Origin of the sequence: Halobacteriovorax marinus SJ (genome assembly GCF_000210915.2) — a bacterium.
In the GTDB taxonomy this organism is placed as follows: Bacteria; Bdellovibrionota; Bacteriovoracia; order Bacteriovoracales; family Bacteriovoracaceae; genus Halobacteriovorax; species Halobacteriovorax marinus.
Window position 1 is genome coordinate 1,256,806 of record NC_016620.1, and the last position, 24,280, is coordinate 1,281,085.

Below are 24,280 nucleotides of genomic sequence, written 5' to 3' on the forward strand. Positions count from 1 at the left end.
ACTAATTTTAGAGGTAAATATGAGACTAAGTAAGGCCTTAGAAGATAAAATGTTAGATAAGAGATTAAGAGACAAGCTTGTTGCTGAAGGGAAGCTTAGCGCTGCTGAAGTTGAGAAATTTCTTAATAGTTTACCAGATGATGGAGCAAATATGACGACAACTGAAGAGGTTGAAGGAAATAGCTCTTCTGAATCAGTTACAGTAGAATAAATCTCATTTAGGGCCTTCCATTCGACGAAGGCCTTTACTTTTCTTATTGAATAACAAATTTAGTAAAGAGCACACCTTTTACAAATTGTTTTCCCATTAATTTATTTACAGACTTCTTAATTCTCTCTTCCAGTAGAATTTTTCCAGATATGCTATTGAGCTCTTCTGCAGTCATTCTTCCAGCAATATCAATTATAGAGTCATTGATCATTGAGCGGTAACTCTCAAATTTGTCATCGCTATCGTGATTAAATGGGACGAGTTGTGTTTCGACGCTTAAGAAACGAAGTCTCGTCTTGCGCGAATTTAGGTTAATTATCAGCGAGTCGAGCTTAAACGGGGCGGGAAAGGCCTTCTTCTTATTGTCGCTCATAAGTCTTTGCAATTCGACTTGCTCACTTGGCAGTGGCTTTTGGTAAATCATCTCGGTAAATACAAAGACACCTACACAAACGGCAGTGGCCAAGAAAGAGAGTATGAGAATGATATTGTCTGCGAGCTTATTTCCCGTCATGCTAAGGGCTCCTTATCACTCTTATTTTATCAGTTTACTTAAATTCGATAAAGCCTTGAAAACTCTTCCTCTTCATAGGGCTAATCTATTGAAAATATGAAATGTAAGATATTGCAAGAAATGACATTTTGAAACATTGCGTTTGGTGCGATACATAAGTTTTCCACTAAAACTCAAGCTTAGAGATGTTAAATATGTTGAAGTTGATTACAGTTGTATGCTTGCTCTTTATCTCGTTCCAAAATGAGACACAGGCAAGTGAGAAAGTTATTTATGGTGTTGATGGAAGATCTGAGGTCTATTCGGCCAATAGAAAGTGGAAGGTGCTCGCCGAATCCACTGCCGCGCTCATTGCCCTTGATCGATTAGAATATGATAGCTCAAAAGGCGTGTACAGAATCGCAGAAAATGCACAGACTACGATGGGTGAGAACCTTAATCTCTGCCAAGATGTTAGATTTCGTGAACAGGTGCATATCTCAACTTGCTCAGGCTTCTTAGTCGAAAAAGATATCCTACTAACGGCAGGTCATTGCGCAACTGGAGAAATGGCAGATATTTGCTCGTCAGGAAAGTACGCCTGGGTCTTTGGATATCAAGCTACGCAGTTCTTAAATACTCGCAATATTGAAGTGAGCAAAGAGAATGTTGTTCTCTGTAAAAAAGTCCTTAAGGCCACAATGAATAGAACAATTGATTTTGCGGCCATTAAATTAGAAAAGAAATTAAATAAACGTCCTCTTAAGATTAATAAATCTAAGAAGATCTCTGAGCGCTCATCTCTAGTCGTTATTGGTACACCTTGGGGCCTACCAACAAAAGTTACGAGAGGGGGACGTATTATGAGAAATAAGGATAAGTACTTCTTCACTGCAGCTCTAGATACTTTTCAAGGAAACTCTGGTTCCGCTGTTTTTAATGAAAAGTCTGGAGAGGTTGAAGGAATCTTAGTTCGTGGGAAAACTGATGCCCTAATGGATGAGAGAGAGTACTGTCGTCGAGTTAATCACTGTGATAATAATGGTAATAATTGTGATTACCGTGGTGGTTTTCAAGTAGGCGAGGATGTAATGAGAATGCCTTTTGTCTATAAGCAAATAGCTAGCGAGTTATAAGATAAATCTCTTTGTTTAAGATTTCTTCTATTATATCTCTCTTGTGTTGGCAGCGAACTTGTTGCCAACATGATTCAAATGTTCCGATGAGCTTTTCTTTTTCGTAGAAATCAATTGAGTAGGGGTGCTTGAACTTCTCTACGTAAATATAATTAGCAATACTTTCAATAAAGTCTTTCGAACTTCCCATGAGTGAGAAGAGATTTACAAATCCCGTCTTTTCAATTTCTTTATAAAATATTGATTGCTCTTTAGTTGAAAAGAGAGGTTCTCCCTTGGAGTAGTATCTTAAATAGTGAAGGTCTTCTAAGAGATCGTGATAGATAGGTGAAACAAGACCATTCTTTATCTTCCAAGAGGTATTTAAAAACTTATATCTATTAGGGTTTAGAAAATAGGCCTCCCTTGAGGTTGGAAAATACTCTGGGTTCCAATTTAAAATAATAGCACTAAGATAAGCTAGCGCCATTTGAGATGTATTAACGACAGTATTTTCATGAGAGAGGTAAGGTTTATAGCTATATTCTTCATCCTTTTTAAAGGCTGTGGACTCTCTCCATTTATACCAATCATTAATCTTTTGATTTAAAACATCTATATCTAAGAAACTAATAAACTTACCTGAATTTTCTTTCTCATCACTCTCTAACTGGATGGTAAGAGTGGCGACACCAAGACCTTTTACTAGAAAAATTTTCTTGATGTGATTATTTAAAAATATTTTCAACTCTCTTGGAAGAGTTAAGATTGTATAGCGAAAGATATGCTGAAAGCTATTGTCATCAATTCCAGAAGGAGTAAAGCCCTTCGCAGGATAGAGGCTATGGGCCCCTTTTAAAATCTCAAGTAACTCCTCTTCATGATCGCTCAGCTTTGTTGTTACCTTTGTTTCAAGATTGTAGTTCTGAGTCCATTGCCAGGCCGAAACTTTTGTCAGCTGATGGGCGTCTAATTTCTTTTTATAGACTTCTCTTTTTGTGCTAAAGCTGCAAGAGACGAGACAAAGAAAAATACTAATAAAGAAGAATTTACTCATTATATATTTCTCTCTAAGTTAAGGCCTTCAACAATAAAGTGGATGAGTTTGGACATTAGAAGCTTCCATTGTACATTTGGACTAGAGTTTATTTCTTGCCACTCTTTTGATCCGTACCTATGACTAATTTCCTCTAAATAATCAACTCTTTCTGATAATTGCTTTGCCACTTCAGACTTCTTATTTAAACCCGTTATTTGAACGCCGATCTCGGAGTTTAATGATCTAGAGCGAGGGTCTAAATTGGAGGTCATGACCATACTTTTATTTTGATCAACAACGACAAATTTAGCGTGAAGTTTTCCGTAGTCTTTATCGCCACCAAGAAGGACGTCATCAACTCTTCCGTAAAGAAGTATATCTAGTTGACCCTCTTTTACCTTGCCTCCGTGATCTAGGAGTTTGGGCATTAGCTGTCCATCGATAAGGGCCTGGGAAGCCAAAGTGTCGTTAGTTACTATTGAGCTCGTGACAATTCTTAGTTTTCTTCTTGGGTCCTGTGAGAGCCAGTGGTGAAGTTTTTTAACTTCCTTATCTGTTAAGTGGAGATATGGTGTAACGATATCGATACTTTCCTCAGCCTCATCTAACATTTGAGAAACTTCTTTGGACAGTGAGTTGGGGTTTATTTCATTTAGTGAAGAATATCTCACTCTTCCCCAGGGTGAATGAATATTTTGAATTTCATTTACTATGCGAACCATGCCAGAATCAAATCCTTCTTCAAAGAAGTCGCCTTCAATCATTTCATCTACTCTGGCCTTAAAGTCAGGATTCGCATTTAATGTCTTTCTGCTCACACGACTCATTCTTTGAATTTCTTTTCTATAGATTTTTCTTCTAAGTCTTACCAGTGCGTCTGCTAAGTGATTATTTCCTACATGGTAGTAGATTTTATCAAAGTAAGATTGAATCTTCATGTTTAAAGATTCTTTTTCAATTCTTTGTGAGACATCTTTTGTGTCTTTAATGAGTACATCCATATCTTCAAACTCAAAATCTTCTCCTCGAAAGGAGTCGAGAGTGTGGTAGTGGTTTGCTATATTTCTTCCACCTATAATGGCCATAGAAGAGTTCGGATCTTCTGCATCGATAAGAATGATCTTATCGTGAAGCCTTCTGTTGACAGTAGATTTACTAATTGGAATTTGATGAGCTTCGTCGCGAAAAAGATTTCTAACTCTATTAATAAACTGCTCAATTGCTTTTCTTGGGTTGAAGAAGTTATTAAAGATTACAACTTCAGCATTTCCCATCTTCTTACTATGTTGAGATAATTTCTTTAATGCCATGATGGTCTTATATTGATCATCAAAGAGATTGAAATTCATTGCCGTCGTCGAGTCTACTAGGAAGCGGACATTAACACCTCTTTTAATGGCCTTACGAATCTCATTTAACATAATATTTCCAACTTCATCATTTTCAAATATATAGTAGGAAATATCTAATGTATTCTTGGCCTTTCTAATAAGACCAATCTTGGCAGCAAGAGAGGTCTCGCCGTCTATGAGTAGTTTCACTTGAGCTCTTTGTGCCTCATCTTTTATTTTCTTAAAATCATCAATAGAGCTTTTAAAATTTGAATAATACTCTCTAAGCTCTGCTCTTTCTTGAATAAGCTTATCAACACTTCTAGAGCGCCATACTTCATTTTGAATAATATTATTGGCATGATCAAAGCAAGATTCACCTAATACAGAAGAAGGGTTTCTCTTCTCTTTTGTATTAAAGCGCTGATAATCGTGATGAATGACTATACTGGTGAATATAAGAAATATAGCGACTATGAATCTCATGCTCTTTTATCGGCAAAATAGATTAGAAAGTTTAGCTAAGACACTGTTTTTATTCTATTGAAAACAGAACATAATACTAAAGTTCTCGGTCTTTATTTCCGATAAATAACCCATGAAAATAATTATATTTTTCCTTCATTTACTTCTTTGTACCCAGGCCCTTGCTAATTCTGAGTTTGTTTCAGTTAAAAGTGATGGTGTTGTTCAAATTATTCAAAATGAAGAAACTATCTACCTGCGCGCAGGTGACTTAATTCAAATTAAAGAAAATGATGGCTGGAAGAGACATGTTAAAGTTATTTCTTCAATCGCTGACGGCGTAAGTGTTGGTGATGCATACCTAGGGGAGAGGACTTATAAAGAACACTTGGGAGATAATAATCTTGTCACAATTATGCAAGAGAAGAAGAGCAGCTATCTCACAAAGCCTATTGAAGTACAATTGCCCAATGGAGAAAAGATACAATTATCTCCAGGGGATGAAATTAAAGTTCTAAATATAGATGGGTGGAAGAGAAAGATAGAAATTGTTAACTCTAAGAGTGGAGTTAAAGGTGAGGCCATTCTTGGAAATAGTACTTACATGGAGTACCTAAATAATGATGTTCTATCTGATACTGTCTTTGTAGATACTACAAAGAGTAAGTCTCCACTAACGACGAGCACTGGCTATGAATACAATAGCCTAGACGAGTTGATTAGAAAGTTAGCAGAAAATGATGAAGAAGAAAATATAGATGAGGAGGAGTTATCCGAAGGGGTTGAGGTTGCCGCTGAATATACAGGGTGTCCTGACGTTGGAAAAACTTTTAAGATAGATCGCTATATTCATGTAACAAATAACGATAAGAAGACTTTAGGGGTTCCAAAAGGTTCTATAATTCGAGTTAATAAAATTGGTCTTACATGTGCAATAGAAGTTCTAGAACTTCCAGAGGAATCAAGTTTAAATAAGAAAATATATGAACCACAAGTCTTAACATTTCCTTCAAATCTTCATCCAGATTTCCTTACTGAAGTTGAGGCACCAAGTGAGTCGATAAAGCTAGATGCTGGCGTGAAGTTCAAGCTCTCTGATAATACTGATGTGCACGCCTACGGAAGAAGAACAGGGAAGAGATACCGCTTTAGCCCTAGTGATGAGATTACAGTTGTTGGAAAACATAGAAATGGTGATTATATCGTTAAGAGAAATGGCGAGAAGTGGGAGTACAGAATCCCCTATGAAGATTTAGATGAATTGAATGATAATGCACAATTAAGTATTAATCATCTTACTACTGCCGTTGGAATTATTGCTGATGGAGAGGTGAGTGATTCCCTAGAGCAAGTTGAACCAGACTATGACTGTGTCGATACAACTGATACGGGTGAAGAAAATATTCCCGAGGTAGGTGATATTGAATGGCAGACTTGTAGGACTAGGGCCACAAAGAATAATAGAGGCAATACACTAGCGGCAAATGATTATATGGATAGAGAGTTAAATCTCTCTAACGGTGATATGAACGCAATTCTAGAAGAGCCTCAAAAGAAGAGATATGCAAAGTGTATTTCAGTTAGTTTGAGACACGGTACAAATAGAAGTTCTAATCCAAGCTGTTCTAAAGATAGTAACGGTAATATTATTCCTAGAAGAATTCGACAGGCCCGATATCGTACCAGTAATGGTCAACGAAAATTTGCTGGCTGGAATCTTCTAAGTAAAGCACCTAAGGCCTGCGCTTCAAAGGAGCTATCAACTCACTTAGCTGATCGCTTTGTTGATATGAGTAAGTGTCTTGGTATTGATCCAAAGGAAATTTTTCCTATTATAAATCATGAGTCACACTTTCAACCAAAGACAATTAGTCCTACTTTTGCACTAGGTGTTGGACAAATTGTTCCGGTGAATTATTTAGACTTTTATAATAAGTTAAATCAGGCGAAAGATATGATTCGCTCAAACTCTAGTGTTTTAAGCTATGCTAGTGCTCTCTCTTCTAAAGAGGGCTATAGGGCCTACGAAGATAGTCCTGCTAGAGAGAAGAAAATTAGTAGGCTTACAGGCTACTTTCTCTCAGACCTTAAAGATAAGATGACTGGAAATAATCCTGAGTGTAAAGGGCTACAAGATATTTATAATAATCCAATGACTCTACCTCGCTCAGCAAAGAGTAGTGCGAGGGCAGCGAATGAATATCTAAGAGATAGAGAGAATATTAGATTGTGTGCTCCTAAGAACCCTGATGAAGGCTTCTACATGGCGACGATCTTCTATATGTATAATAAGAAGTACTTTAGATATATGCTAGAAAAAGAAAATAGAAGAAGTAATCTTAGAATGAATGAAAAGCAATTAAATGACTTTTCAATTATTCTTGCTCGCTGGTCTTATAATGGTGGAGTTGCAGGAATAAGTGCTCCTTTTGAGAGACTAGTTGAAAAAATTAAGGCCGGAAATATTGAGGCATTAAATAGCAATAATGATCCTAATGGATCGAGAAGAAATGTTTCAGGTTTTTCAGGCTTTAGTAATGATGATTTTAAAAGTTATATGAGTTACGTAATCAAACATCGCTACCGTGGTGGTAATGCTAGAAGAATGGAAGTTGCAAGATATTTACCGGGCTCAAATGGAGTTGGTGGAATTGATGGAGACTTGAAACAAATAGAAAAGGGTGAGGAGAATTCATGCGGAACTACTTATTAGTCTTCTTCTTTCTTATTTCGATTCCTTCACAGGCAATTGAAGTAAAAGATCTTATAGACTCTAAAATTAAGATGATCTATAAACTCAAAAGCAAGAGTGAGAAGATTAAGAATATTGAAACTCTTCACGAAGAAGTGAAGAAGCTCAAAGAAAATTCAAAGCTAAGTGATGCGGACTTCTATATCGCAACAGACTTCTTGAATGCGCTCTCTCCAATTCTTACTTCAAAGGATTATAAGAAAGAGAATTGCTTCAATTCTAAAGTGGAGCTGATGAGTAATTTTGGGATAAAAGAAATAGAGCAGCTAGAGAAAGAGTTACCTTTTGGGGCAAAGAAGGGATTTATTCTCTTAAGTGTTCTTTGCAGGTAAAAAAAGGCCCTCTCATCTGGAGGGCCAATTCAATTAAATATTTAATTCAGTGTATGGTAGGTCTAGATCTTCAGCTACTTGCTTATAAACTAGATTACCTTTGTAAACGTTGATTCCTTTTCTAAATGCAGCGTCTTTCTTTGCAGCTTCTTCAACACCCATTGAAGCAATCATTCTTGCATACTTTAGAGTTACGTTTGTTAGTGCGAATGTAGATGTTCTAGCTACAGCACCTGGCATATTTGCAACACAGTAGTGAACAACACCGTCGATTTCAAACGTAGGGTCTTGGTGAGTTGTAGGCTTACAAGTCTCAATACATCCACCTTGATCTACAGCGATATCAACAACGACAGATCCTTTTTCCATTTTAGAAATCATCTCTCTCGTAACAAGCTTTGGCGCTTTTGCACCAGGAATTAAAACTGCACCAATAACAAGGTCAGATGAAAGAACACTATTTTCAATATTTTCAATATTTGAGAAGAGAGTCGTGATTCTATTATCAAATAAATCATCTAGCTCAGCTAGTCTCTTAGTCGATAGGTCAATTGCCGTTACGTCAGCACCCATACCCATCGCCATCTTAATGGCATTTGTTCCCGCAATACCACAACCAATAACTGTAACCTTAGCTCTTCTTGTTCCTGGAACACCACCTAAGAGTATACCTTTTCCACCGTGGTCTTTTTGAAGGTAAGCGGCACCAACTTGAGTGGCCATTCTTCCTGCAACTTCTGACATTGGTGTTAAAAGAGGTAGAGAACCATCTTCAGGTTGAATTGTTTCGTAGGCAATAGAAGTTGAACCTGACTCCATTAATCCTTTCGTTTGGTCTGGATCTGCAGCAAGGTGAAGATAAGTGTAAAGTATGTGATGTGGTCTAAGGCAAGCAATCTCTCTCGCTTGAGGTTCCTTAACTTTGATAATCATTGTAGATTCAGCAAATACATCTTCTAACGTAGGAAGAATCTTGGCACCAGCTTTTATATATTCTTCGTTTTCGATACCAACACCAACACCAGCATTGTTTTCAACAAAAACTTCGTGACCATCATGAACTAATTGTCTAACTCCACCTGGAACAAGACCAACTCTATTTTCATTATTTTTAATTTCCTTAGGAACACCAATTTTCATGAACCCTCTCCCTAACTAAGTAATAAAAGTAAAATTTTTACTGAAATATAATCATTTAAAAGCGTTATTGAAACCAAAAAATAGGGGTATGTTAATAATATAAGACTTGGCCGTCATAGGTGGGGAAGACTTCAAATGAGAAGCTTGCCGCCGCGTCCTTTTTGAGCTGCTCGTGCTCTAGAGCGTGATTCATGTGAATGAGTCCGGCCCTCTTGGGCGCTATCTGTGAAATGTATTCAAAAGTGCGCTCTTGCCATAGGTGAGTCTTATGCTCGTGATTGGTCACACAGTCTATGATGAGAAGCTCTAATTCTCTCTTTCTAAGGTCTTCAATTTGCTCGCTACTTAGCTGGTGGCAGTCTATTATATAGGCCATTTTCTGGTGAATAATTCCAAGAGTTTGGGTGTAGCCGTGATCTAACATGGTGAACTCAAAGAGCTCAGCGCCGATCTTTTGCTGGCCAGATAAATCTACTTCCATTAACTGGAGATTTGGAATTCCACCTCCTATATTGGCGGGCAATTGCTTTGCTTTAAAAATATAGGGGAATTTCTGCGTGAGTTGTGCGGCGCATTTTTTGTAAGTATAGATGGGAATAGAAGTATACTTAGGCGCAAAAGTAAGAGGCCTTAGGTCGTCAATTCCGTGTGTATGGTCAGCGTGGTCATGAGTTATAAATGCGAAGTCAACTTTATTTATTTTATTTTTGAGAAGTTGATGGCGAAGATCAGGCGTAGTATCAATAAGTATAGAGCTTGCCTGAGCCGTTTCTAGGTAGACACTTGTCCTTAGTCTCGTATTCTCTTTAACCGTGGAAGTGCAAACTGCGCAGTCGCAGCCAACCATCGGAATACCTGTACTCGTTCCCGATCCCAGAATTGTCATTTTATTCTTTAAATTGGTCATTGATCTCTAGTTGTCATTGCAGTTTCAAGTATTTAAACTATATGTCTGTAATAACTATACCAATTCTTTTGGAAAAGAATAGGGAGAAATCTCAATGAATAAAACAATTATTCTGCTTCTTCTGGTCTCACTTCTCGGCTGCTCGGGAATGTCAAAGCAAGAGGACCAACTGACTCACTCGACAAGTGATCTTAAAATTGATGTTAAGAAATATACCTTGTCTAATGGCCTTAGGTTATTAGTTGTGGAGAATCCTCAGCTACCAATTTACTCGTACTATACTTTCTTCGATGTAGGGGGGCGCTACGAATCTAAAGGGACTACCGGAGCAACTCACTTTCTTGAGCATATGATGTTTAAGGGTGCAAAGAAGTATGGACCACATAAGTTTGATACTTTTATTGAAAGTAATGGTGGTTCTACAAATGCGTACACAACATTTGATTCGACAGTTTATTATGAAAATCTTCCAAGCCATACATTAGAGACCATGATTGATATGGAAGCCGATAGATTGAGCTACGTTCTACTTGAGCCAAAGGCCTTTGAAAAAGAGAGAGCTGTTGTTCTTGAAGAGAGAAAGTACCGCTATGAAAATAGTCCTAAAGGTCAATTATTCTTGGCCATGATGCAATCAGTATTTAAGGGTACTCCTTATGGTGGCTCGGTCATTGGTGATGCTCAGGACGTAAAGAACTTACAGATTCCTGAGATGAGAAAATTCTTTGACCAATTCTATACTCCAGACAATGCCATAGTGGTAATTGTAGGGGATGTTAAGGCCGATGAAGTCTATAAGATGGTAAAGGATAAGTATGGAGACTTAAAGGCTTCAAATGGTCTAGCTGAATTTAAAAAGAAAATGGATTCTGAAGAGAGATACTCTCACAGAGCAAGATATAAGCAAGAGGTGAAGCTCTACGGTAAGAGTCCTATCCCAATTTTTACTATTGCCTATAAAGGAAAGAAAATTGGTGAGAAAGACGCTTACGTGATGGATATTTTAAGTTCGATTTTTGGTGATGGTTCAAGCTCGTACTTTTATCAAAAGTATGTACGTGGGAAGAAGCCTATTTTAAGTAGGATAAACGTCGCAAATTATACTTTAAGAAATAATGGAGTCTTCTTTTTTACAGGAGAACTTCTACCAAATACAAATTTAACTAAGTTTAAGAGAAAGGCATTAAAAGATATTAGAAGATCTTGTGACGATGCTATTACAGATAGAACTGTTCAAAAAACAAAGAATCAATATCTAATCTCTTATTATTCTCAACTTCAGAGCAATAGTGGAATTGCTAGCTTTGTAGGACTTAGAGAGAATTTCTACAATGATTACTCTTTCTATGAGAAAGAATTAGAAATTTATCAATCTATTACAGCTGAGCAAGTGAAAGAAGTGTGTCACCAATTATTTGATGACAACGAATATATTTTCTTATCAGTTTGGGATAAGCATAAAGCAGGGAAGAAGTAATGAAAGGGAATATAATGAAAGCATTAATTATTTTATTGGCACTCTCAAGCTCTCTTCAGGCCTTCGGCTTTGGAAAGGATAGAATTAAAAAGCTAGATTGGAATGGTATAGAGGTAACTTGGTTAGAAGATAAGAGACTTCCAATGTATCAAGTTATGATTCATTTCGCTGATGGTTCTCTATCTGATCATCCTAAGAGAATGGGTGAAACTTCAATGATGTTTAATTTATTAGATAGTGGTACGAGACGCTATTCTCAAAAAGATATCTCAGACAACTTAGAGTACTTCGGGGCAAATTGGGGATCGTATGTGACTCATGAGTCAACAGTCTATGAAGTCTCTGGTCTTGCAAAGGATATGAGTCCAACGATGAAGAAAATTTGTCACCTCTTTAGAGATGCAAGCTTCACTAAGAGAGAAATTAATAAGTATAAGAGAGTCGTTAGAAGTAATGCAAAGAGTATAGTTAATGACCACTCTCATATCGCTTCTACTGCCTTTAGAGAACTCTCTTTAGCAGGAACACCTTACGATTACCCAGTGGGTGGAAAAATAAAGGACTTGAAAGGAATTAAGTCAAAGAGTCTTAAAGATAAGCTTCACTACTTTAATACAAAGGTAAAAAAGAAGATCTATATTACAGGGCCAAAATCAATTCTGGCGCTACAGGGAATTATTGAAAAAGACTGTGGATGGAAAGGAGCGAGAGAAGATTATGAGAGAGTCGTAGACTATACTCCGAAGAAGCCCTCTAAGTCTCCAGAGATTTACCTTGTAACTGTTCCTTCGGCCAATCAAGCACAGGTGAGATTTGGTCGCTTTCTAAATGAAGGGGAGTTTGAAAACTCTGAGTTAAACTCCCTTGGAACTGAGTTTCTTGGCGGTGGTTTTACATCAAAATTAATGAGAGAGATTAGAGTAAAAAGAGGTCTTTCGTACACGGCTAGCGCTTATGCTGGAGGACAACGTCAGTATGGTAGGGCCGTTATTTCTACTTTTACTAAGGTTAAATCAGTTGAAGAGCTCATAAATGTAGTAAAAGATATTTTAATTGATATTAAAGAAAATGGCGTTGATTCAGAAGAGTTAGAAAGAGCGAGAGGGGCCTTAATAGGAAGCTTTCCTTTTAGGTTTGAAAAAAGCTCAGCCTATCTTCAGCAATTAATGAACTTTGATGACATTAATAAGAGTTATGATTCTCTCTACCTCTTTCCAAAGATTGTAAAAGGATTCTCTAAGGAAGATGTTAGTAAGAATCTCTCCTCTCTATTTGATTGGAATAATCAAACGATCGTTATCGTTGGACCAAAGAGCTTGGCCAAAGACTTAAAGAACTTTGGTAAAGTAAAAGTTGTAAATTATAAGAGATTTTTCTAAAGAAATAATGAACTGGCCCTACTCTTTAGTGGCCAGTTCCTGTTGTATGCCCGTCAATATTTATAATCGCACCAGGATGAATAACTAGATTTTGAGACTTAATTAGTCCTTGAATAATTCCTGAAGGAAATATCTCGACTTTGCCACTGGAGTGAATCTCTCCCTTAACTTTTCCAAAGATTTTCAAATCAGCACAATTAATCTTACCTTCAATTTCACTGCTTTCTTCAATCGTTAGAAGAGACTTGTCTTTAATATTTAAATCACCCTCAATTGTTCCTGCTATATGAGTCAGTCCATTAAAGTTAAAGACACCACTTAGTCGTGTCTTCTTACCAATGAGAGTGAATTCTTGTTCTTCAATTGAAATTAGATTATCCATATTACTTTAAATCTTTAGCGACAAGTTTCTTAAGAAGTAGATCGCCCGTTCTAGAGAAAATTAATATTTTGAAAAGTACTTTATGTTCATCAAAGCCAGTTAGATCAAATATTGCATCAACATTTCTTAGCCTCGAAAAGGCAAATGACTCACCTTGATTATAAGAAATAAGCATATCTTCTGACGCAATTTCCTTAATAGGGTAGAAGGAAATTTTACTTGGTGAGCTCATAAGAATGTGAATATAGCCCGCTAGCTTTCTTCCGTTCTTAGTTTGATTTATTATATTAAACTTAATCTTTAGCTTCTTGTCTCCTGCCTCAAAGTCAATATCATCTACCGTAAGAGCAGGAGTTGTACTCAGGTCAGTTTGACCAGGGACAGGCTTAAACATAGCGAGAGAGCTAAAATTAACTCCATCAGTTGATGTGCTTGAGAGCTTCTGTTCAAACTCTTGGTTAAGGGCACTAATTTGCTGTAGCTGCGAGTTTAGCTCTGCATTTGTCGCCTTTAGCTCTTTTATGATTGCTGGCTCTTTACGTCTTGCCATCTCTCTAATTTGCTTGAAGTAAACACTTCCAGCGATAATCACAAGAATGGATAGAACAGTGATAATAGGGAGGACATAGAGGGTAAACTTCAATGCAAACCTATTAGTATTTAAGAAAACAGGTCCCTTTTTGTCATCGTAGATGAGAAAGGACATTTTTGCAGGTTTATGGGCCATAATTAATTACTATCTCTTTTAACGAAATCAGCTCCAAGGATTGAAGCTGGATCATTATTTTTAAAAAATCTCATAGAAGGTTGGAAAGCTACTTTCTCTTCATCTTCTTCTTTAATTCCACTCTTTGTCCAAGTTTCATTTACAATTTTCCAATTGTAGAATTCATCCTGCTTTAGGTATAGAGACTTTCTACCAACGTCGCTGACAGTGTTGGAGTTATAAATTTGTTTAAAGGTGATGACTGCATACTCTTTTGCGCGAAGGATAGAAACATCTTCAATTTCAATACTTGGTTTTCCAGGATTATTAAAGACTGCAGTTTTATATTTCTTGAAATTAGAAAAATCCCCTTTGAATTTATCAAAGAACTCTGAAGGGTGATAGCTCTTAAAATAAAGGGCCTTATTTTCAGTTTGCCACCCTGTTAGCCAGCTCTCGAGAGTGTCATTTAAGTTTCCTCTTTGTGAGAGCCAAGTCGACTTCTCTAGATAAGTGATATTTTGAACGACAACCATTGGAGTTCTATTGAGTTCGATAAACTTTGAAAGCTCAATGAGGTTTGAGTTCGTAGCAACCACACATCCTCTAGAGTCTAGACCTTTATCAATTCTAGTTTCATCATTTGTAGAGTGAAGCCAAATTCCTCCACCTGTTTTACCATTTCTCTTATCAATTGGATTTGGGTAGTTCATTACAAAGGCCCCAACTCCATAAATTTGACCTTGCTTACCATGTCTATTGAGGAGGTCTTGATGAGTGAGAAAGTCAGTAAATGAGTAAATCCCTTCTGGTGTTCTATGATCACCTTGGAAGAGTTTATCTCCGGCCTTCTTACCTGTGGCCATTGGATATTTATTAACTAGTTGAGGATTACCATTTTCATTTTTAAATAAGTAAAGTGTATGTGTTGACTTCTCTGCTAGAACTACATGATGTGAGAAGTTCTCATCGAGCATAAGTAGTTGAGCGGGAAGGTAGGTCTCTGCAAAAGAGGCGTTTACACTTAAGAAGAAAAGAATAAAACTCAAGTAATTTTTCGTCATATAATACCCAGTAAGTAATTGGTTTTTTTGAATTTTAGTAAGTTATACTATTTTAATCTAATTTTACCCTATTTTACAACTAAACAGGGACACGATTTCCTTTAGTTGGAGATTTTCTCACCGATAAGTTATTATAATTATGAAAACATTCATAGAAGGAAGGATATAACACTAAGCATGAAGATCATTTTTTACACTACAGATAAGTCCGTAAAAAATTTTTTCTCATCCCTAGAGGTTGAGAATGCTTGCCTATGTACTTCTCTCGAAGAAGTAGAAGAGCAGTTTTCATCAAGTAACCACAGTGTGGTTCTCTTAGACTTTGATTGTGAGGAGCTTAATTGTAAGGCACTCGCAAAAGAATTTAATGTTATAGAGAATGTAAATAGTGTGCTCTTAAGCGGGAAGATGGGAATCAAAGAAATCATGGACTTTCAAAACTCCAGCGATGCTTGTGATGCCTATCTAACGAAACCACTTTCAGTTGAAATTCTTACAGGTGTCATTAACGACTTTGAAATTGCCCTTAAATCAGCAAACGATGATGGTTCGTCTAATAGTGAAGAGAGTGAGAATGTAGATCTTACTTTCATTGGAATTAATAAAGATTTACTAGATCAATTAAACTCTGCCGACAGTGAAGATAAGACTGGTGAGGTAGAGGTGAGTGCTGATTTAAGTGATGAAGTTGATGAAGATGACGAAGAAGAGGCGATGGACTTTAACGCTAGTCCTATTCAGGTTGCAAAAGAAGTTCGCGATGTTATCGACTCACATAGATCAAGTGGTAAAGGCTTTCAAGGCCCTGTTCACGATGATATTCAAAGAAAATTCGACGCCGTATTTGGTAGTGAAAGAGAAGAAACTAAAAAAGAAGATGAATTTAATATTACTCCTCAGGGTTTTGATGAGGATGGTAAAACGCAAGATGATGAGAATGGAATTAGTTTTGATTTAGATTCAAATGAGTCTACTGATAACGATGCCACACTTGATATTAATGACGATGTGGCACAAGAAGCCGTTGCATCTGCACAAGAGGTTAAGATGTCTAATGAAGACGAAAACAATGAAGGCCTAGAATTTAATATTCCTTCAGATGAAGAGGAGAGTACAGAGTCAGAGCAAGCTGTTGTTGAAGACGCTAGTGACTTAGACTTCTCAAACGATGAAGATGAAGGAGGGCTCGAGTTTAATTTAGGTGCTGATGAAGATGGAACTCAAACAGAGGAGTTCTCAAACCAGGATACGTCTTCTGATTCAGATTTAGACTTTTCCGAAGATACAGGTGCAGGTTTAGATCTTAGTGGCGAGAGCGATGAGCTTGAAAGCAATGCTGAGGAGACTCAAGATGCAGGCATGAGTTTTGATGATGATACTGATGATGGACTCTCTCTATCTGCAGAAGATGACGTCATTGATAATCAAGATACTCAAGAGGGTGATGAGGACCCTGGTCTTTCATTTGACGACGATGAAAATGACGAATTAGATTTAAATGAATCATATGAAGCGAGTGAAGAAGATAGTGTTGACTCAGATAATGACACTCTTGACTTTAGCGCTTCCGAGTCAGATGAAGAGAGTTCGGACTCTGCGACAGTGAGTGAAGAACTTAACTTTAGTGCTGATGCGGATAGTGATTCAACAGATCCTTCCTTTGATGTTGGAATGGGGACGAATACATCCAATGATATAGAATCGACGATTAGCTCTATCGTCGCTCCTGATACGAGTAGCGCAAATGAGGACTCAACGGGTGAGTTTGACTTCTCTGCAGCGGCACAGGAGAGTGAGGAAGAAGATGAGATGCAGGAGTTTGACTATAAAACTTCATCTGGATTTTCACCTAGTGAACTTAGTACTTCAGAAATTGAGGATGATGACGAGTTTGGCTCAATTGATGAGAGTATAGGGGAAGATACTAACCCAACAGTTATTGCCAATACCTCAACTCTTACAACTAGTGATTTCTCTGCTGACTCAAGTGATGAAGAAGATGATGCTGATGAGCTACTCTTTGGTGAAGAAACAGGAACTAATGAATTAGATTCTCCTAGTTTTGATAATACTGCTGAGACTATAGTGTCTACATTATCAGAGAATGACTTTACAGAGACTGTGGCAACAAGTCCTTCTCCTGATCCTGCTCCTACTCAATCTTATAGTGCTCCAAACGAAGACTTTGTTAGAAATTATGACGAAGATGAAATGCTTCGCTTACAAGGTACAATTAGACAATTGAGAGAGGAGCGTGAAGCGCTCATGGAGAGTATTAATCAACTAACTAGTGAGAAGCAAATACTCTCTCAAGATAACTTAGGCTTAAAAGCCGAGCTCGATGAATTAAAGATCGAGATCGAAATTGTTAAAAAGAGAAGTCACGACGAAGTAAGTGAGATGAAGTACCAAATGAATATGAGTCAAGAGAAGAAAGATGTCTTTGAAATGAAGTATAAGACTCTTCATAAAGAGTTTGAAAGGCTCAATCAGAAGGTCAGAATTGATTTTAATCAAGTAAAGCAAAGAGAGAAAGAGCTTGAAAGTAAGCTAGAGTTAGCCGTTATGGACTCTGACTCTCAAGTGCAATCTAGAGATATGAAAATACTAGAGCTTAAGAGAAAGATTGATTCATTAGAATTTAATATGGAGAACTCATCAATTAGAGAACAAAAGCATAGAGAAGATAAGCTTAAGCTGGAAGAGAGATTGGCAAAGATTATGAAAACGCTAAGAGGATCAATTCAGCTTATTGAAGATGACTTAGAAGTTTTAGAGTCAGATAACTCTACAGAATTGGATAAGAATTGAGCGAAGAGAATTTAAATATACATTATAAGAATCTTTTAGATTTTATCTTTGAGTGCGATCAATTAGATTCGATTAAGCAAGTTTATGAACTCTTAAATAACTTTTGGATCAAAGAGTTTTCAACTTCATCAATTAATGTCTTTAGTGTTTATAGAAAGAATCCAGACTCTCGTAGTTGTAGACAAATCTGGAAGCCTAAGAAGGTTATTCAGGGCTTGAGTGAGAGTGAATTAAAACATTTGAAAAAAGAAATAAAAGCAGGGGAAGAGCTAGAGCGCTGGAAGAATATCTCACCAAAAGAGGGGGAGTTCTTCTATGTAATCTCATGTGGAGAATCATTCTCGCAAGAATTCTATGCAGGTTTTAAATCATCTGAGAAAATACCTGATAAGATTTTAGATTACCTAGTCTCTTACCTCGTAAATTCGTCAAAGAAGTTTAAGAAATTTAGTGAAGCTGAAAAGCTTAAATCACTCGTTCATATTGATGATGTAACAGGTCTTTATAATCAAAGAAAATTCCTAAAAGATATTGATGATTCGATCATTAAGTTTGAAGAGACAGGAGAAGTCTTCTCGGTCATCTTTATAGATATTGACCACTTTAAAAGTGTCAATGATGGTCATGGTCATCTCGTTGGAACCCAGCTTCTCTCCGATGTTGCTAATGTACTTAAGAGAGTCGTTAGGGAGAGTGATTTATCATACCGCTATGGTGGTGATGAATTTGTGATTATTGTCCCAACGTGTGACGCTAAAAATGCTAAAGAAGTGGGCCTAAGAATTTTAAATGGTATTTCTAAAGAAGAGTTCTACGTCTCAGAAGAGAAGGGAATCAACGGTTCACATACCTTTAAGCTATCGGTCTCTGTTGGTGTGGCAACATACCCGGAAGACGCTAAGACAAGAGTTGAAATTATTAGCTTTGCAGATAAGATGATGTATAAGGCCAAGCAGTCTGGTAGAGGAAAAGTCTGTTGTGCTGGAGAAATGTTTACTGAGGAAGAGTAGATGTTAATTTTATCTCTTAGTGATCTTCACCTTGGAAAAGGTAAATTTCTAAAAAATGGTCAACTTAATATACTAGAGGACTTCTTTGAAGATCAGAGATTCTATGAATTCTGTGAGTTTTACTCCAGTGATAAATACTATTCAATGGAAGTTCACCTAGTTCTTAATGGAGATATTTTAAATCTTATTCAAATTGATTTTGAAGGGGTATTTACTTATATAATAGATGAGAAAAAGGCCGATTTAGCTCTAAAAAAAATTATTGAGGGGCACCCGATATTCTTTGATGCATTAAAACTCTTTCTATCAGCACCTAATAAGAAAATATCCTATGTCATCGGTAACCATGACGCTTCAATGGATTTCGAGCTTCCACAGAAGAGACTCGATGTGAGAGTGGATGGAAGAATTAACTACTGTCACGTACTTGAAACTCATGGTGTGCATGTTGAACATGGACATCGCTTTGAGGCAATAAACTCAGTACCAAAAGATCGTTACTACTCAACAGGTCCAAGTGGAAAGAAAATTGTCAATCTTCCATGGGGGAGTTTATTTTGTATATCGGTTTTGCCTCAACTTAAAAAAGAGAGACCTTATCTAGATAAAGTTCGCCCAATGAGTTCTTATATTAAGTGGTGTCTCATTCACGATTTTGCATTCTTTATAAAAATGTCCATTATTGTCATTAAGTATCTAATAGAAAGTAACTTTGATACTTATATCAAGGACAATAGAAATTTTAGAACGTCACTAAAAATTCTAAAGCAAATTACGATTTATCCACGCTATGAGAAGAAAGCAAAGAGTATTCTAAAGAGAAATATTTCACTACATACCGTAATTATGGGGCATACTCATTTACAAGAGTGGAGAAGGTTTCCAGAGGGTAAGTACTACTTTAACACTGGGACATGGAATCCAATCCCATCTATTGATGCTGGTCTTCATCAAGATTCAACATGTCTTACTTACTGCATGTTAGATATTCATAAAGAGAGCTCTACCCTTAGACAGGGCTCCCTAAATGTATGGCAAGGTAAGTGGAGACCGTTTACTTCTGAAATCTCTACTATGTAGATTAGCTCCTACCTTCATGAATAATTTGAGAACTTTGCACTGAGATTACGGAACAAGACGCTCCAGCAATAAGTCTATCATCATCAGAACCAATAACATCTTTTATAAATGAGTGGTTAGAAGCCCCAAAGACAAAGAGGTCATACTCTGCTGTGAGTTGAATAATATCTTCTACAGGCTTATTTGAAATAAGAACTCTGGACTTTGAAAGAACTTTTGTTCTCTCACACATTGAAGCCAATCTATTTTGTGCTTCGTCTAGAACATTCTTAGGTGTTTTCTCTTTGAAAATTTTAACGAGATCCAGTGAAGCTTTATTCATAGTTGCAAAGTGATCTGCCGTATCGACAACAAGTTCGTAGTCACAGTTATTATTTACTATCACTAATACTTTTCTAATATAGCGAACTCCTGCATCTCTAAAGATCGCAAGATTACACTGAAGATGATTTCTAAGCCACCCTACAGGATTGTGAACCGTAAAGTTTCCTCGTTTCTTGCCTCCCCATTCTTTGAAAAGCCATAGACAATGGAGCCTTTGACTAATTTCAAAAACACTTCTCGAAATATCGTGACTAGCAATAGGGTCAAAAGTGATCGGGATATTCTGCTCGACGGACATCGCAATAATTCTTCTTCTAAGGGACCTTAGGTAAACTGTTTCCGTATTCAAATCTTTGAGCTCTGTCTGCTCTGGAACTTCAGTGAAGTGAGCAACCTCTAAGTTTTCACCTTCACTCATGGCCGCGGCCATTTGAATTAATGTCTCAGGACTTCTCTCATTACCGAAGAGAGAGACAACAACCTTCGCATCCTTTGTGAGGTCAATACTTTCATAAAAGTTTGTTAAACTAACATTTTCATCAACTAAATCACTTCTCTTTCCTCGTATCCCTAGGACACCTCTTCTTGTGGTTCTCTTTCTTGAATAAGCAAGAAAGAGAGCAACACCAGGAATTGAAATAACAAGTATGGCCGTGACAATAATGAATCCCATACCAAATAGAAGCCCAACTCCACTGAGGATTCCTAGGATCTGTAAAAAGGGGTACATCGGACTTTTAAACTGAGGACGGTACCACTGAACTCTCATTTCCCTAAGAACAATCACAGCGATATTTTCAAAGACGTAGATTAGAAGCATAAAGCCTGAGGCCAGTTTGGCAATCTTTGTTACGTCCATAAAGAGAATTGTTGCCGCTACAATTATTGAAGAGAGAAGTATACTCCAAACTGGAGTTAAGTATTTCTTGTGAAGCGTTCCAATAGCGCCAGGTAGGAGTCTGTCTCTACCCATTGCAAAAGGAAAACGCGAAGAGGCCAATATTCCTGCGTTGGCCATAGATATCATCGTAAGAATACCAATTATCGAAATAAAGATAGCGAAACCTTTTCCACCAACAGTCTGGGCCATTGTGTAGAGAGGTCTATAATTTCCAATGAGCTCTGAACTTGGAACACTTCCAACGAGAGTAAAAGTTGTTACACAGTAGATAATAGTCACTAGTAAGAGTGATAAGAGAATTCCTCTAGGGAGGTTCTTCTCTGGAGACTTTATTTCCTCTGCAATTGCTGCCACTTTTGTAACACCCGCATAAGAAACAAAGACAAGAGCAGTAGAAGACATAAGACCGCTAAAGCCCCCAGTCATAAAAGGAGTCATGAGATCTTTATCTAATACCGGAATACTAATTCCACTTAGTGCCATGAGGGAAGTTATGGCGATGGCGACGACCACCATTAGTGCACTACTAACTTTTCCAACTCCAAAAATATTTAAGATTGTTATCAGTAAAAGAGAGATAATCGCGGTAGTGATGAGAGGAACGTCCGCTAGAATCGTTAAATAAGCACCAAAGCCTACGAGAGCAAAGGCAGCTTTTAAAAGAAGTGAGAGCCAAAGCCCGAGGCCTGCAACGGTTCCAGCAAGTGGTCCAAAGGTTCTTTCTAGGTAGACGTAGGTTCCACCTGAAGTTGGCATGGCCGTAGCAAGTTCTGACTTTGACATCGAAGCGGGAAGAACACAGAGGGAGGCAAGTAAGTAAGCAAGCCAAACAGATGGACCTGTTTGAGCGATGGCCAAACTAGGAAGTACGAAAATCCCACTTCCCAACATTGCGCTTATACTTATGGCCACTACAGATAGAAGACCTAATTTTCTCTCTAATGCTTTCAATAATACCTCTCGAATTAGGTCTAGTATTCTTACATATATGACTTTATATGTCAGAAAAAGATTTTGTGCATTGCGCTCCCACAAAGCTTTAGATAGACATAATTTTAAATAAAAATTTACGAATTCTTGCTTCCTTCCGAAGAGAGTCTTATGAAACATATTCTTATTGTAGATGACGATTTAGATATTCACGGACTTTTTAAAATCCACTTCAAAGACCTAGACTATAAGCTTCACTTCGCAACAGATGTAGAAGAAGCTCTCATTCATCTAGAACATGATGACGTGGCCTTTATTTTCTTAGATATAATTATCGGGGATAATGAGACCAGTCATAGGATCCTAAGAAATAGTGGTGATAGACCAATTTTCTTGATGAGTTCTCATATTACAGATGATTTTTGTCAAAGAGTTGTAGAAAAAAATGTTAATATTTTAGATTGTCTACCAAAGCCTTTTACTAAGAAAGATATTGTTAATCTCTTATCTGACTATAAGAGTTTTGCTTATGGTAAGAAGAAGTTTAACCCAAATGAAGATACTCACTTTGTTGAAGGAAAAAGAGAAGATATAGGTGAAGAGCATATAAATGTTAAAGGCCATAAAGAATTAAGTGAATCGATTCAACTGATTTCTGGTGATGAGCCTCTAGCTGAGGAAACGGAAATCGTTAGAGGAGGTGAGCATGATGAGGAAGAAGATATTCATGTCTCTGGTAATTTTAACGAGGACTTTGATGAGCACTTTACCATAGTCAGTGGAGACTATTCAGAGCCTGACCGCGAAGAAGTAATGCGAGTCAAGAGACTGCACGAGCTTGAAGAGTTAAGAGAGAAGGGACCTCTTTCTAGAACTGATGCTGGTTACTCTCGCTTAATGATATCAGTCTTTCTAGAGAGTAAAGATGAGGTCGCACAGGCCCTTGATGATGGAATAAAAATTGATCTTCTTTGCCGTGGGGGCTTCTCAGCTCTTCACTTTGCGGTAATGAAAGATCTCTATGAAATTGCAGAGTTTCTCATTCAAAGAGGTGCCAAGCTAACAGTGAAAGATAATGATGGCAGAGAGCCATTATATTTTGCCATTTTTAGAGGCAATTTAGATTTAGTTAAGCTTATGGTTGAGGCAGGAGCGCCGTTAAATCGCAGAGTTAACGGAAAGTCCTATTTAATGATTGCAGCGCTTAAAAGACATGAAGTATTATTTAAGTATCTACTTTCACAGGGAGTTTCACTCGCAGTAAGGGATAATGAGGGCTTTAATATTAACTATTATCTAAAGAAGTTGAAGCTTGAACATTATCTGATGAGTGAAAGCGCTTAGGATATGAGTATGGATTTAAAGTTTATTGTTATAGATGATTCCGCTGAAATGGTCGCTCTTTTAAATAAGTTCATTGAAAATTGTCAGCTAGGTCATGGTCACTCTTTTGAGAATGAGTTTGAGGCCATGGATTTCGTCTCAGTAAATAAGGCGGACGTACTTATTATTGATGTAAATTTAAAACATATAAATGGCTTTAAGTTGGGTGATATGCTTAGAGAGATGCTCAAAATTGAATTACCAATCATCTATATTTCGTCCAATGATCTCTATTTGAAAGAGTTCTATGATTCAGATCAAAGAAATACTTACTTTATGAATAAGCCTTTTGATAAGGAAACTTTTGAATCTGTAATAAAGAAAATGACCAATACGAATTAGTCTTGTGAGATAGGTATTTTTAAGAGAAATTTTCTAATATTTTTCATCAACTCTTCATCGTCAAAATCAAATTTAACACTAATCAAATAGCCGATAGAGTCTTCTTCCCTAGTGCAGGATTCAATAGTGGCGTAGACAAAGTCCCTTCCTGACAGTCGCTTAAAGAGCTCTCCACTCATTCTAATTTTGTTTCCCTTTGAAATAAAATTATAGGATTTAAAGGTCGCTCCTTCTTCATAGAGTGAGGTGACATCTAGGTCTAACTCTATGTAGGACTCTCTGGCGGTGGCAGGAACGGCAAAATAGGGAAGAGACGATGACTCTTTATACATATCTCCGAGAACAGCATTTATCTTACACTGAACAGTAGTCTTATCTAAAGGCTTAGTTATGTAGTCGTCTGCTCCTAAATCGAGACCTTTTTGAATATCTTCTTCTGCAAACCTTCTGGAGACAATGACAATTTTAATTTGATTACCAAACTTCTTTCTTATGGCCCTAAGGATCTCATAACCAGCACCCTTAGAAGCTTCTAAGTTTAAGTCAATAATACAAAGATCTGGAATGAATTTATTAAATTCTTCAAAGAACTCTGGAGCCGTAAGAGTCGTTCTCACAAAGTATTCCTCAGCAGCAAGGATATCTTTTAAAAAGACATTGATATCTCTATCATCATCAATGGTGAGTATTTTCTTCTTATCCAAAA

At 37.1% G+C, this 24,280-nt stretch carries 21 protein-coding genes; 11 read left to right on the forward strand and 10 right to left on the reverse strand.

Annotation, left to right across the window (positions count from 1 at the left end):
* Window positions 1-19 precede the first annotated feature (19 nt).
* Entirely contained in the window at window positions 20-211 is a 192-nt protein-coding gene (locus BMS_RS06165) for a hypothetical protein (protein ID WP_014243942.1), read from the forward strand.
* A 43-nt stretch (window positions 212-254) separates the two neighbouring features.
* On the opposite strand, the gene BMS_RS06170 is transcribed toward BMS_RS06165, so the two are convergent.
* Window positions 255-725: a flagellar basal body-associated FliL family protein gene (locus tag BMS_RS06170; RefSeq protein ID WP_014243943.1), complete on the reverse strand. Its 471-nt coding sequence runs from the start codon at window positions 723-725 to the stop codon at window positions 255-257.
* A gap of 194 nt (window positions 726-919) precedes the next feature.
* Between BMS_RS06170 and BMS_RS06175 the strand changes: the two genes are divergently transcribed.
* Entirely contained in the window at window positions 920-1,840 is a 921-nt protein-coding gene (locus BMS_RS06175) for a trypsin-like serine peptidase (RefSeq protein ID WP_052590597.1), read from the forward strand.
* On the opposite strand, the gene BMS_RS06180 is transcribed toward BMS_RS06175, so the two are convergent.
* Window positions 1,827-2,876 carry a hypothetical protein gene (locus BMS_RS06180; RefSeq protein ID WP_014243945.1) on the reverse strand — a complete coding sequence of 350 codons (1,050 nt, stop codon included), beginning with the start codon at window positions 2,874-2,876 and terminating at the stop codon, window positions 1,827-1,829. The genes BMS_RS06175 and BMS_RS06180 overlap by 14 nt on opposite strands.
* Window positions 2,876-4,675, reverse strand: a complete 1,800-nt coding sequence (locus tag BMS_RS06185; protein WP_014243946.1) for a phospholipase D-like domain-containing protein — start codon at window positions 4,673-4,675, stop codon at window positions 2,876-2,878. Before BMS_RS06185 ends, BMS_RS06180 begins: the two co-directional genes overlap by 1 nt.
* Window positions 4,676-4,787: 112 nt before the next feature.
* On the opposite strand from BMS_RS06185, the gene BMS_RS06190 reads away from it, so the two are divergent.
* Together BMS_RS06190 and BMS_RS06195 are read left to right on the forward strand one after the other, a co-directional pair.
* Window positions 4,788-7,367 carry a transglycosylase SLT domain-containing protein gene (locus BMS_RS06190; protein ID WP_014243947.1) on the forward strand — a complete coding sequence of 860 codons (2,580 nt, stop codon included), beginning with the start codon at window positions 4,788-4,790 and terminating at the stop codon, window positions 7,365-7,367.
* Window positions 7,349-7,738: a hypothetical protein gene (locus tag BMS_RS06195; protein WP_014243948.1), complete on the forward strand. Its 390-nt coding sequence runs from the start codon at window positions 7,349-7,351 to the stop codon at window positions 7,736-7,738. The genes BMS_RS06190 and BMS_RS06195 overlap by 19 nt, the downstream gene beginning before the upstream one ends.
* A 33-nt stretch (window positions 7,739-7,771) precedes the next feature.
* Here BMS_RS06195 and ald read toward each other — a convergent pair whose 3' ends face one another.
* On the reverse strand, window positions 7,772-8,878 hold the full coding sequence (gene ald, locus BMS_RS06200; protein ID WP_014243949.1) for an alanine dehydrogenase: 1,107 nt from the start codon (window positions 8,876-8,878) through the stop codon (window positions 7,772-7,774).
* Window positions 8,879-8,969: 91 nt separating this feature from the next.
* Window positions 8,970-9,785: an MBL fold metallo-hydrolase gene (locus BMS_RS16815; RefSeq protein WP_014243950.1), complete on the reverse strand. Its 816-nt coding sequence runs from the start codon at window positions 9,783-9,785 to the stop codon at window positions 8,970-8,972.
* 94 nt (window positions 9,786-9,879) lie between these two features.
* Between BMS_RS16815 and BMS_RS16820 the strand changes: the two genes are divergently transcribed.
* Together BMS_RS16820 and BMS_RS06215 are read left to right on the forward strand one after the other, a co-directional pair.
* Window positions 9,880-11,262, forward strand: a complete 1,383-nt coding sequence (locus tag BMS_RS16820; protein ID WP_014243951.1) for a M16 family metallopeptidase — start codon at window positions 9,880-9,882, stop codon at window positions 11,260-11,262.
* A gap of 14 nt (window positions 11,263-11,276) precedes the next feature.
* Window positions 11,277-12,641, forward strand: coding sequence for a M16 family metallopeptidase (locus BMS_RS06215; protein ID WP_162137845.1), 1,365 nt, complete (start codon window positions 11,277-11,279; stop codon window positions 12,639-12,641).
* 25 nt (window positions 12,642-12,666) lie between these two features.
* On the opposite strand, the gene BMS_RS16825 is transcribed toward BMS_RS06215, so the two are convergent.
* From BMS_RS16825 to BMS_RS06230, 3 genes are read right to left on the reverse strand one after another with little or no spacing between them, the layout of a single operon-like run.
* Window positions 12,667-13,023, reverse strand: a complete 357-nt coding sequence (locus BMS_RS16825; protein ID WP_014243953.1) for a bactofilin family protein — start codon at window positions 13,021-13,023, stop codon at window positions 12,667-12,669.
* A gap of 1 nt (window position 13,024) precedes the next feature.
* Entirely contained in the window at window positions 13,025-13,750 is a 726-nt protein-coding gene (locus BMS_RS06225) for a hypothetical protein (RefSeq protein ID WP_014243954.1), read from the reverse strand.
* A gap of 2 nt (window positions 13,751-13,752) precedes the next feature.
* Complete coding sequence (locus tag BMS_RS06230) at window positions 13,753-14,793, reverse strand: L,D-transpeptidase family protein (protein ID WP_014243955.1); 1,041 nt, start codon at window positions 14,791-14,793, stop codon at window positions 13,753-13,755.
* Window positions 14,794-14,970: 177 nt separating this feature from the next.
* Here BMS_RS06230 and BMS_RS06235 point away from each other — a divergent pair, with 177 nt between their 5' ends.
* From BMS_RS06235 to BMS_RS06245, 3 genes are read left to right on the forward strand one after another with little or no spacing between them, the layout of a single operon-like run.
* Window positions 14,971-17,604 carry a surface protein gene (locus BMS_RS06235; RefSeq protein WP_014243956.1) on the forward strand — a complete coding sequence of 878 codons (2,634 nt, stop codon included), beginning with the start codon at window positions 14,971-14,973 and terminating at the stop codon, window positions 17,602-17,604.
* Window positions 17,601-18,614, forward strand: coding sequence for a GGDEF domain-containing protein (locus BMS_RS16830; protein ID WP_014243957.1), 1,014 nt, complete (start codon window positions 17,601-17,603; stop codon window positions 18,612-18,614). The genes BMS_RS06235 and BMS_RS16830 overlap by 4 nt, the downstream gene beginning before the upstream one ends.
* Window positions 18,615-19,694, forward strand: a complete 1,080-nt coding sequence (locus BMS_RS06245; RefSeq protein ID WP_014243958.1) for a metallophosphoesterase family protein — start codon at window positions 18,615-18,617, stop codon at window positions 19,692-19,694.
* Window position 19,695: 1 nt separating this feature from the next.
* Here BMS_RS06245 and BMS_RS06250 read toward each other — a convergent pair whose 3' ends face one another.
* The gene (locus tag BMS_RS06250) at window positions 19,696-21,870 is read right to left on the reverse strand and encodes an amino acid permease (RefSeq protein WP_044557942.1); all 2,175 of its coding nucleotides are present in this window, start codon (window positions 21,868-21,870) and stop codon (window positions 19,696-19,698) included.
* Window positions 21,871-22,020: 150 nt separating this feature from the next.
* Here BMS_RS06250 and BMS_RS06255 point away from each other — a divergent pair, with 150 nt between their 5' ends.
* Both BMS_RS06255 and BMS_RS06260 read left to right on the forward strand, forming a co-directional pair.
* Window positions 22,021-23,193, forward strand: coding sequence for an ankyrin repeat domain-containing protein (locus BMS_RS06255; protein WP_044557348.1), 1,173 nt, complete (start codon window positions 22,021-22,023; stop codon window positions 23,191-23,193).
* Between the two features lie 9 nt (window positions 23,194-23,202).
* Window positions 23,203-23,574 carry a response regulator gene (locus BMS_RS06260; RefSeq protein WP_044557350.1) on the forward strand — a complete coding sequence of 124 codons (372 nt, stop codon included), beginning with the start codon at window positions 23,203-23,205 and terminating at the stop codon, window positions 23,572-23,574.
* On the opposite strand, the gene BMS_RS06265 is transcribed toward BMS_RS06260, so the two are convergent.
* Window positions 23,571-24,278, reverse strand: coding sequence for a response regulator transcription factor (locus tag BMS_RS06265; RefSeq protein ID WP_014243962.1), 708 nt, complete (start codon window positions 24,276-24,278; stop codon window positions 23,571-23,573). The two genes, BMS_RS06260 and BMS_RS06265, sit on opposite strands and share 4 nt — an antisense overlap.
* Window positions 24,279-24,280: the final 2 nt, after the last annotated feature.

What these genes read in the sequence shown, in the direction of transcription:
- BMS_RS06165 (WP_014243942.1), top strand. Translation starts at nt 20, where the DNA reads ATGAGACTAAGTAAGGCCTTAGAAGATAAAATGTTAGATAAGAGATTA.
- BMS_RS06170 (WP_014243943.1), bottom strand. Translation starts at nt 725, where the DNA reads ATGACGGGAAATAAGCTCGCAGACAATATCATTCTCATACTCTCTTTC.
- BMS_RS06175 (WP_052590597.1), top strand. Translation starts at nt 920, where the DNA reads ATGTTGAAGTTGATTACAGTTGTATGCTTGCTCTTTATCTCGTTCCAA.
- BMS_RS06180 (WP_014243945.1), bottom strand. Translation starts at nt 2,876, where the DNA reads ATGAGTAAATTCTTCTTTATTAGTATTTTTCTTTGTCTCGTCTCTTGC.
- BMS_RS06185 (WP_014243946.1), bottom strand. Translation starts at nt 4,675, where the DNA reads ATGAGATTCATAGTCGCTATATTTCTTATATTCACCAGTATAGTCATT.
- BMS_RS06190 (WP_014243947.1), top strand. Translation starts at nt 4,788, where the DNA reads ATGAAAATAATTATATTTTTCCTTCATTTACTTCTTTGTACCCAGGCC.
- BMS_RS06195 (WP_014243948.1), top strand. Translation starts at nt 7,349, where the DNA reads ATGCGGAACTACTTATTAGTCTTCTTCTTTCTTATTTCGATTCCTTCA.
- ald (WP_014243949.1), bottom strand. Translation starts at nt 8,878, where the DNA reads ATGAAAATTGGTGTTCCTAAGGAAATTAAAAATAATGAAAATAGAGTT.
- BMS_RS16815 (WP_014243950.1), bottom strand. Translation starts at nt 9,785, where the DNA reads ATGACCAATTTAAAGAATAAAATGACAATTCTGGGATCGGGAACGAGT.
- BMS_RS16820 (WP_014243951.1), top strand. Translation starts at nt 9,880, where the DNA reads ATGAATAAAACAATTATTCTGCTTCTTCTGGTCTCACTTCTCGGCTGC.
- BMS_RS06215 (WP_162137845.1), top strand. Translation starts at nt 11,277, where the DNA reads ATGAAAGCATTAATTATTTTATTGGCACTCTCAAGCTCTCTTCAGGCC.
- BMS_RS16825 (WP_014243953.1), bottom strand. Translation starts at nt 13,023, where the DNA reads ATGGATAATCTAATTTCAATTGAAGAACAAGAATTCACTCTCATTGGT.
- BMS_RS06225 (WP_014243954.1), bottom strand. Translation starts at nt 13,750, where the DNA reads ATGGCCCATAAACCTGCAAAAATGTCCTTTCTCATCTACGATGACAAA.
- BMS_RS06230 (WP_014243955.1), bottom strand. Translation starts at nt 14,793, where the DNA reads ATGACGAAAAATTACTTGAGTTTTATTCTTTTCTTCTTAAGTGTAAAC.
- BMS_RS06235 (WP_014243956.1), top strand. Translation starts at nt 14,971, where the DNA reads ATGAAGATCATTTTTTACACTACAGATAAGTCCGTAAAAAATTTTTTC.
- BMS_RS06245 (WP_014243958.1), top strand. Translation starts at nt 18,615, where the DNA reads ATGTTAATTTTATCTCTTAGTGATCTTCACCTTGGAAAAGGTAAATTT.
- BMS_RS06255 (WP_044557348.1), top strand. Translation starts at nt 22,021, where the DNA reads ATGAAACATATTCTTATTGTAGATGACGATTTAGATATTCACGGACTT.
- BMS_RS06260 (WP_044557350.1), top strand. Translation starts at nt 23,203, where the DNA reads ATGGATTTAAAGTTTATTGTTATAGATGATTCCGCTGAAATGGTCGCT.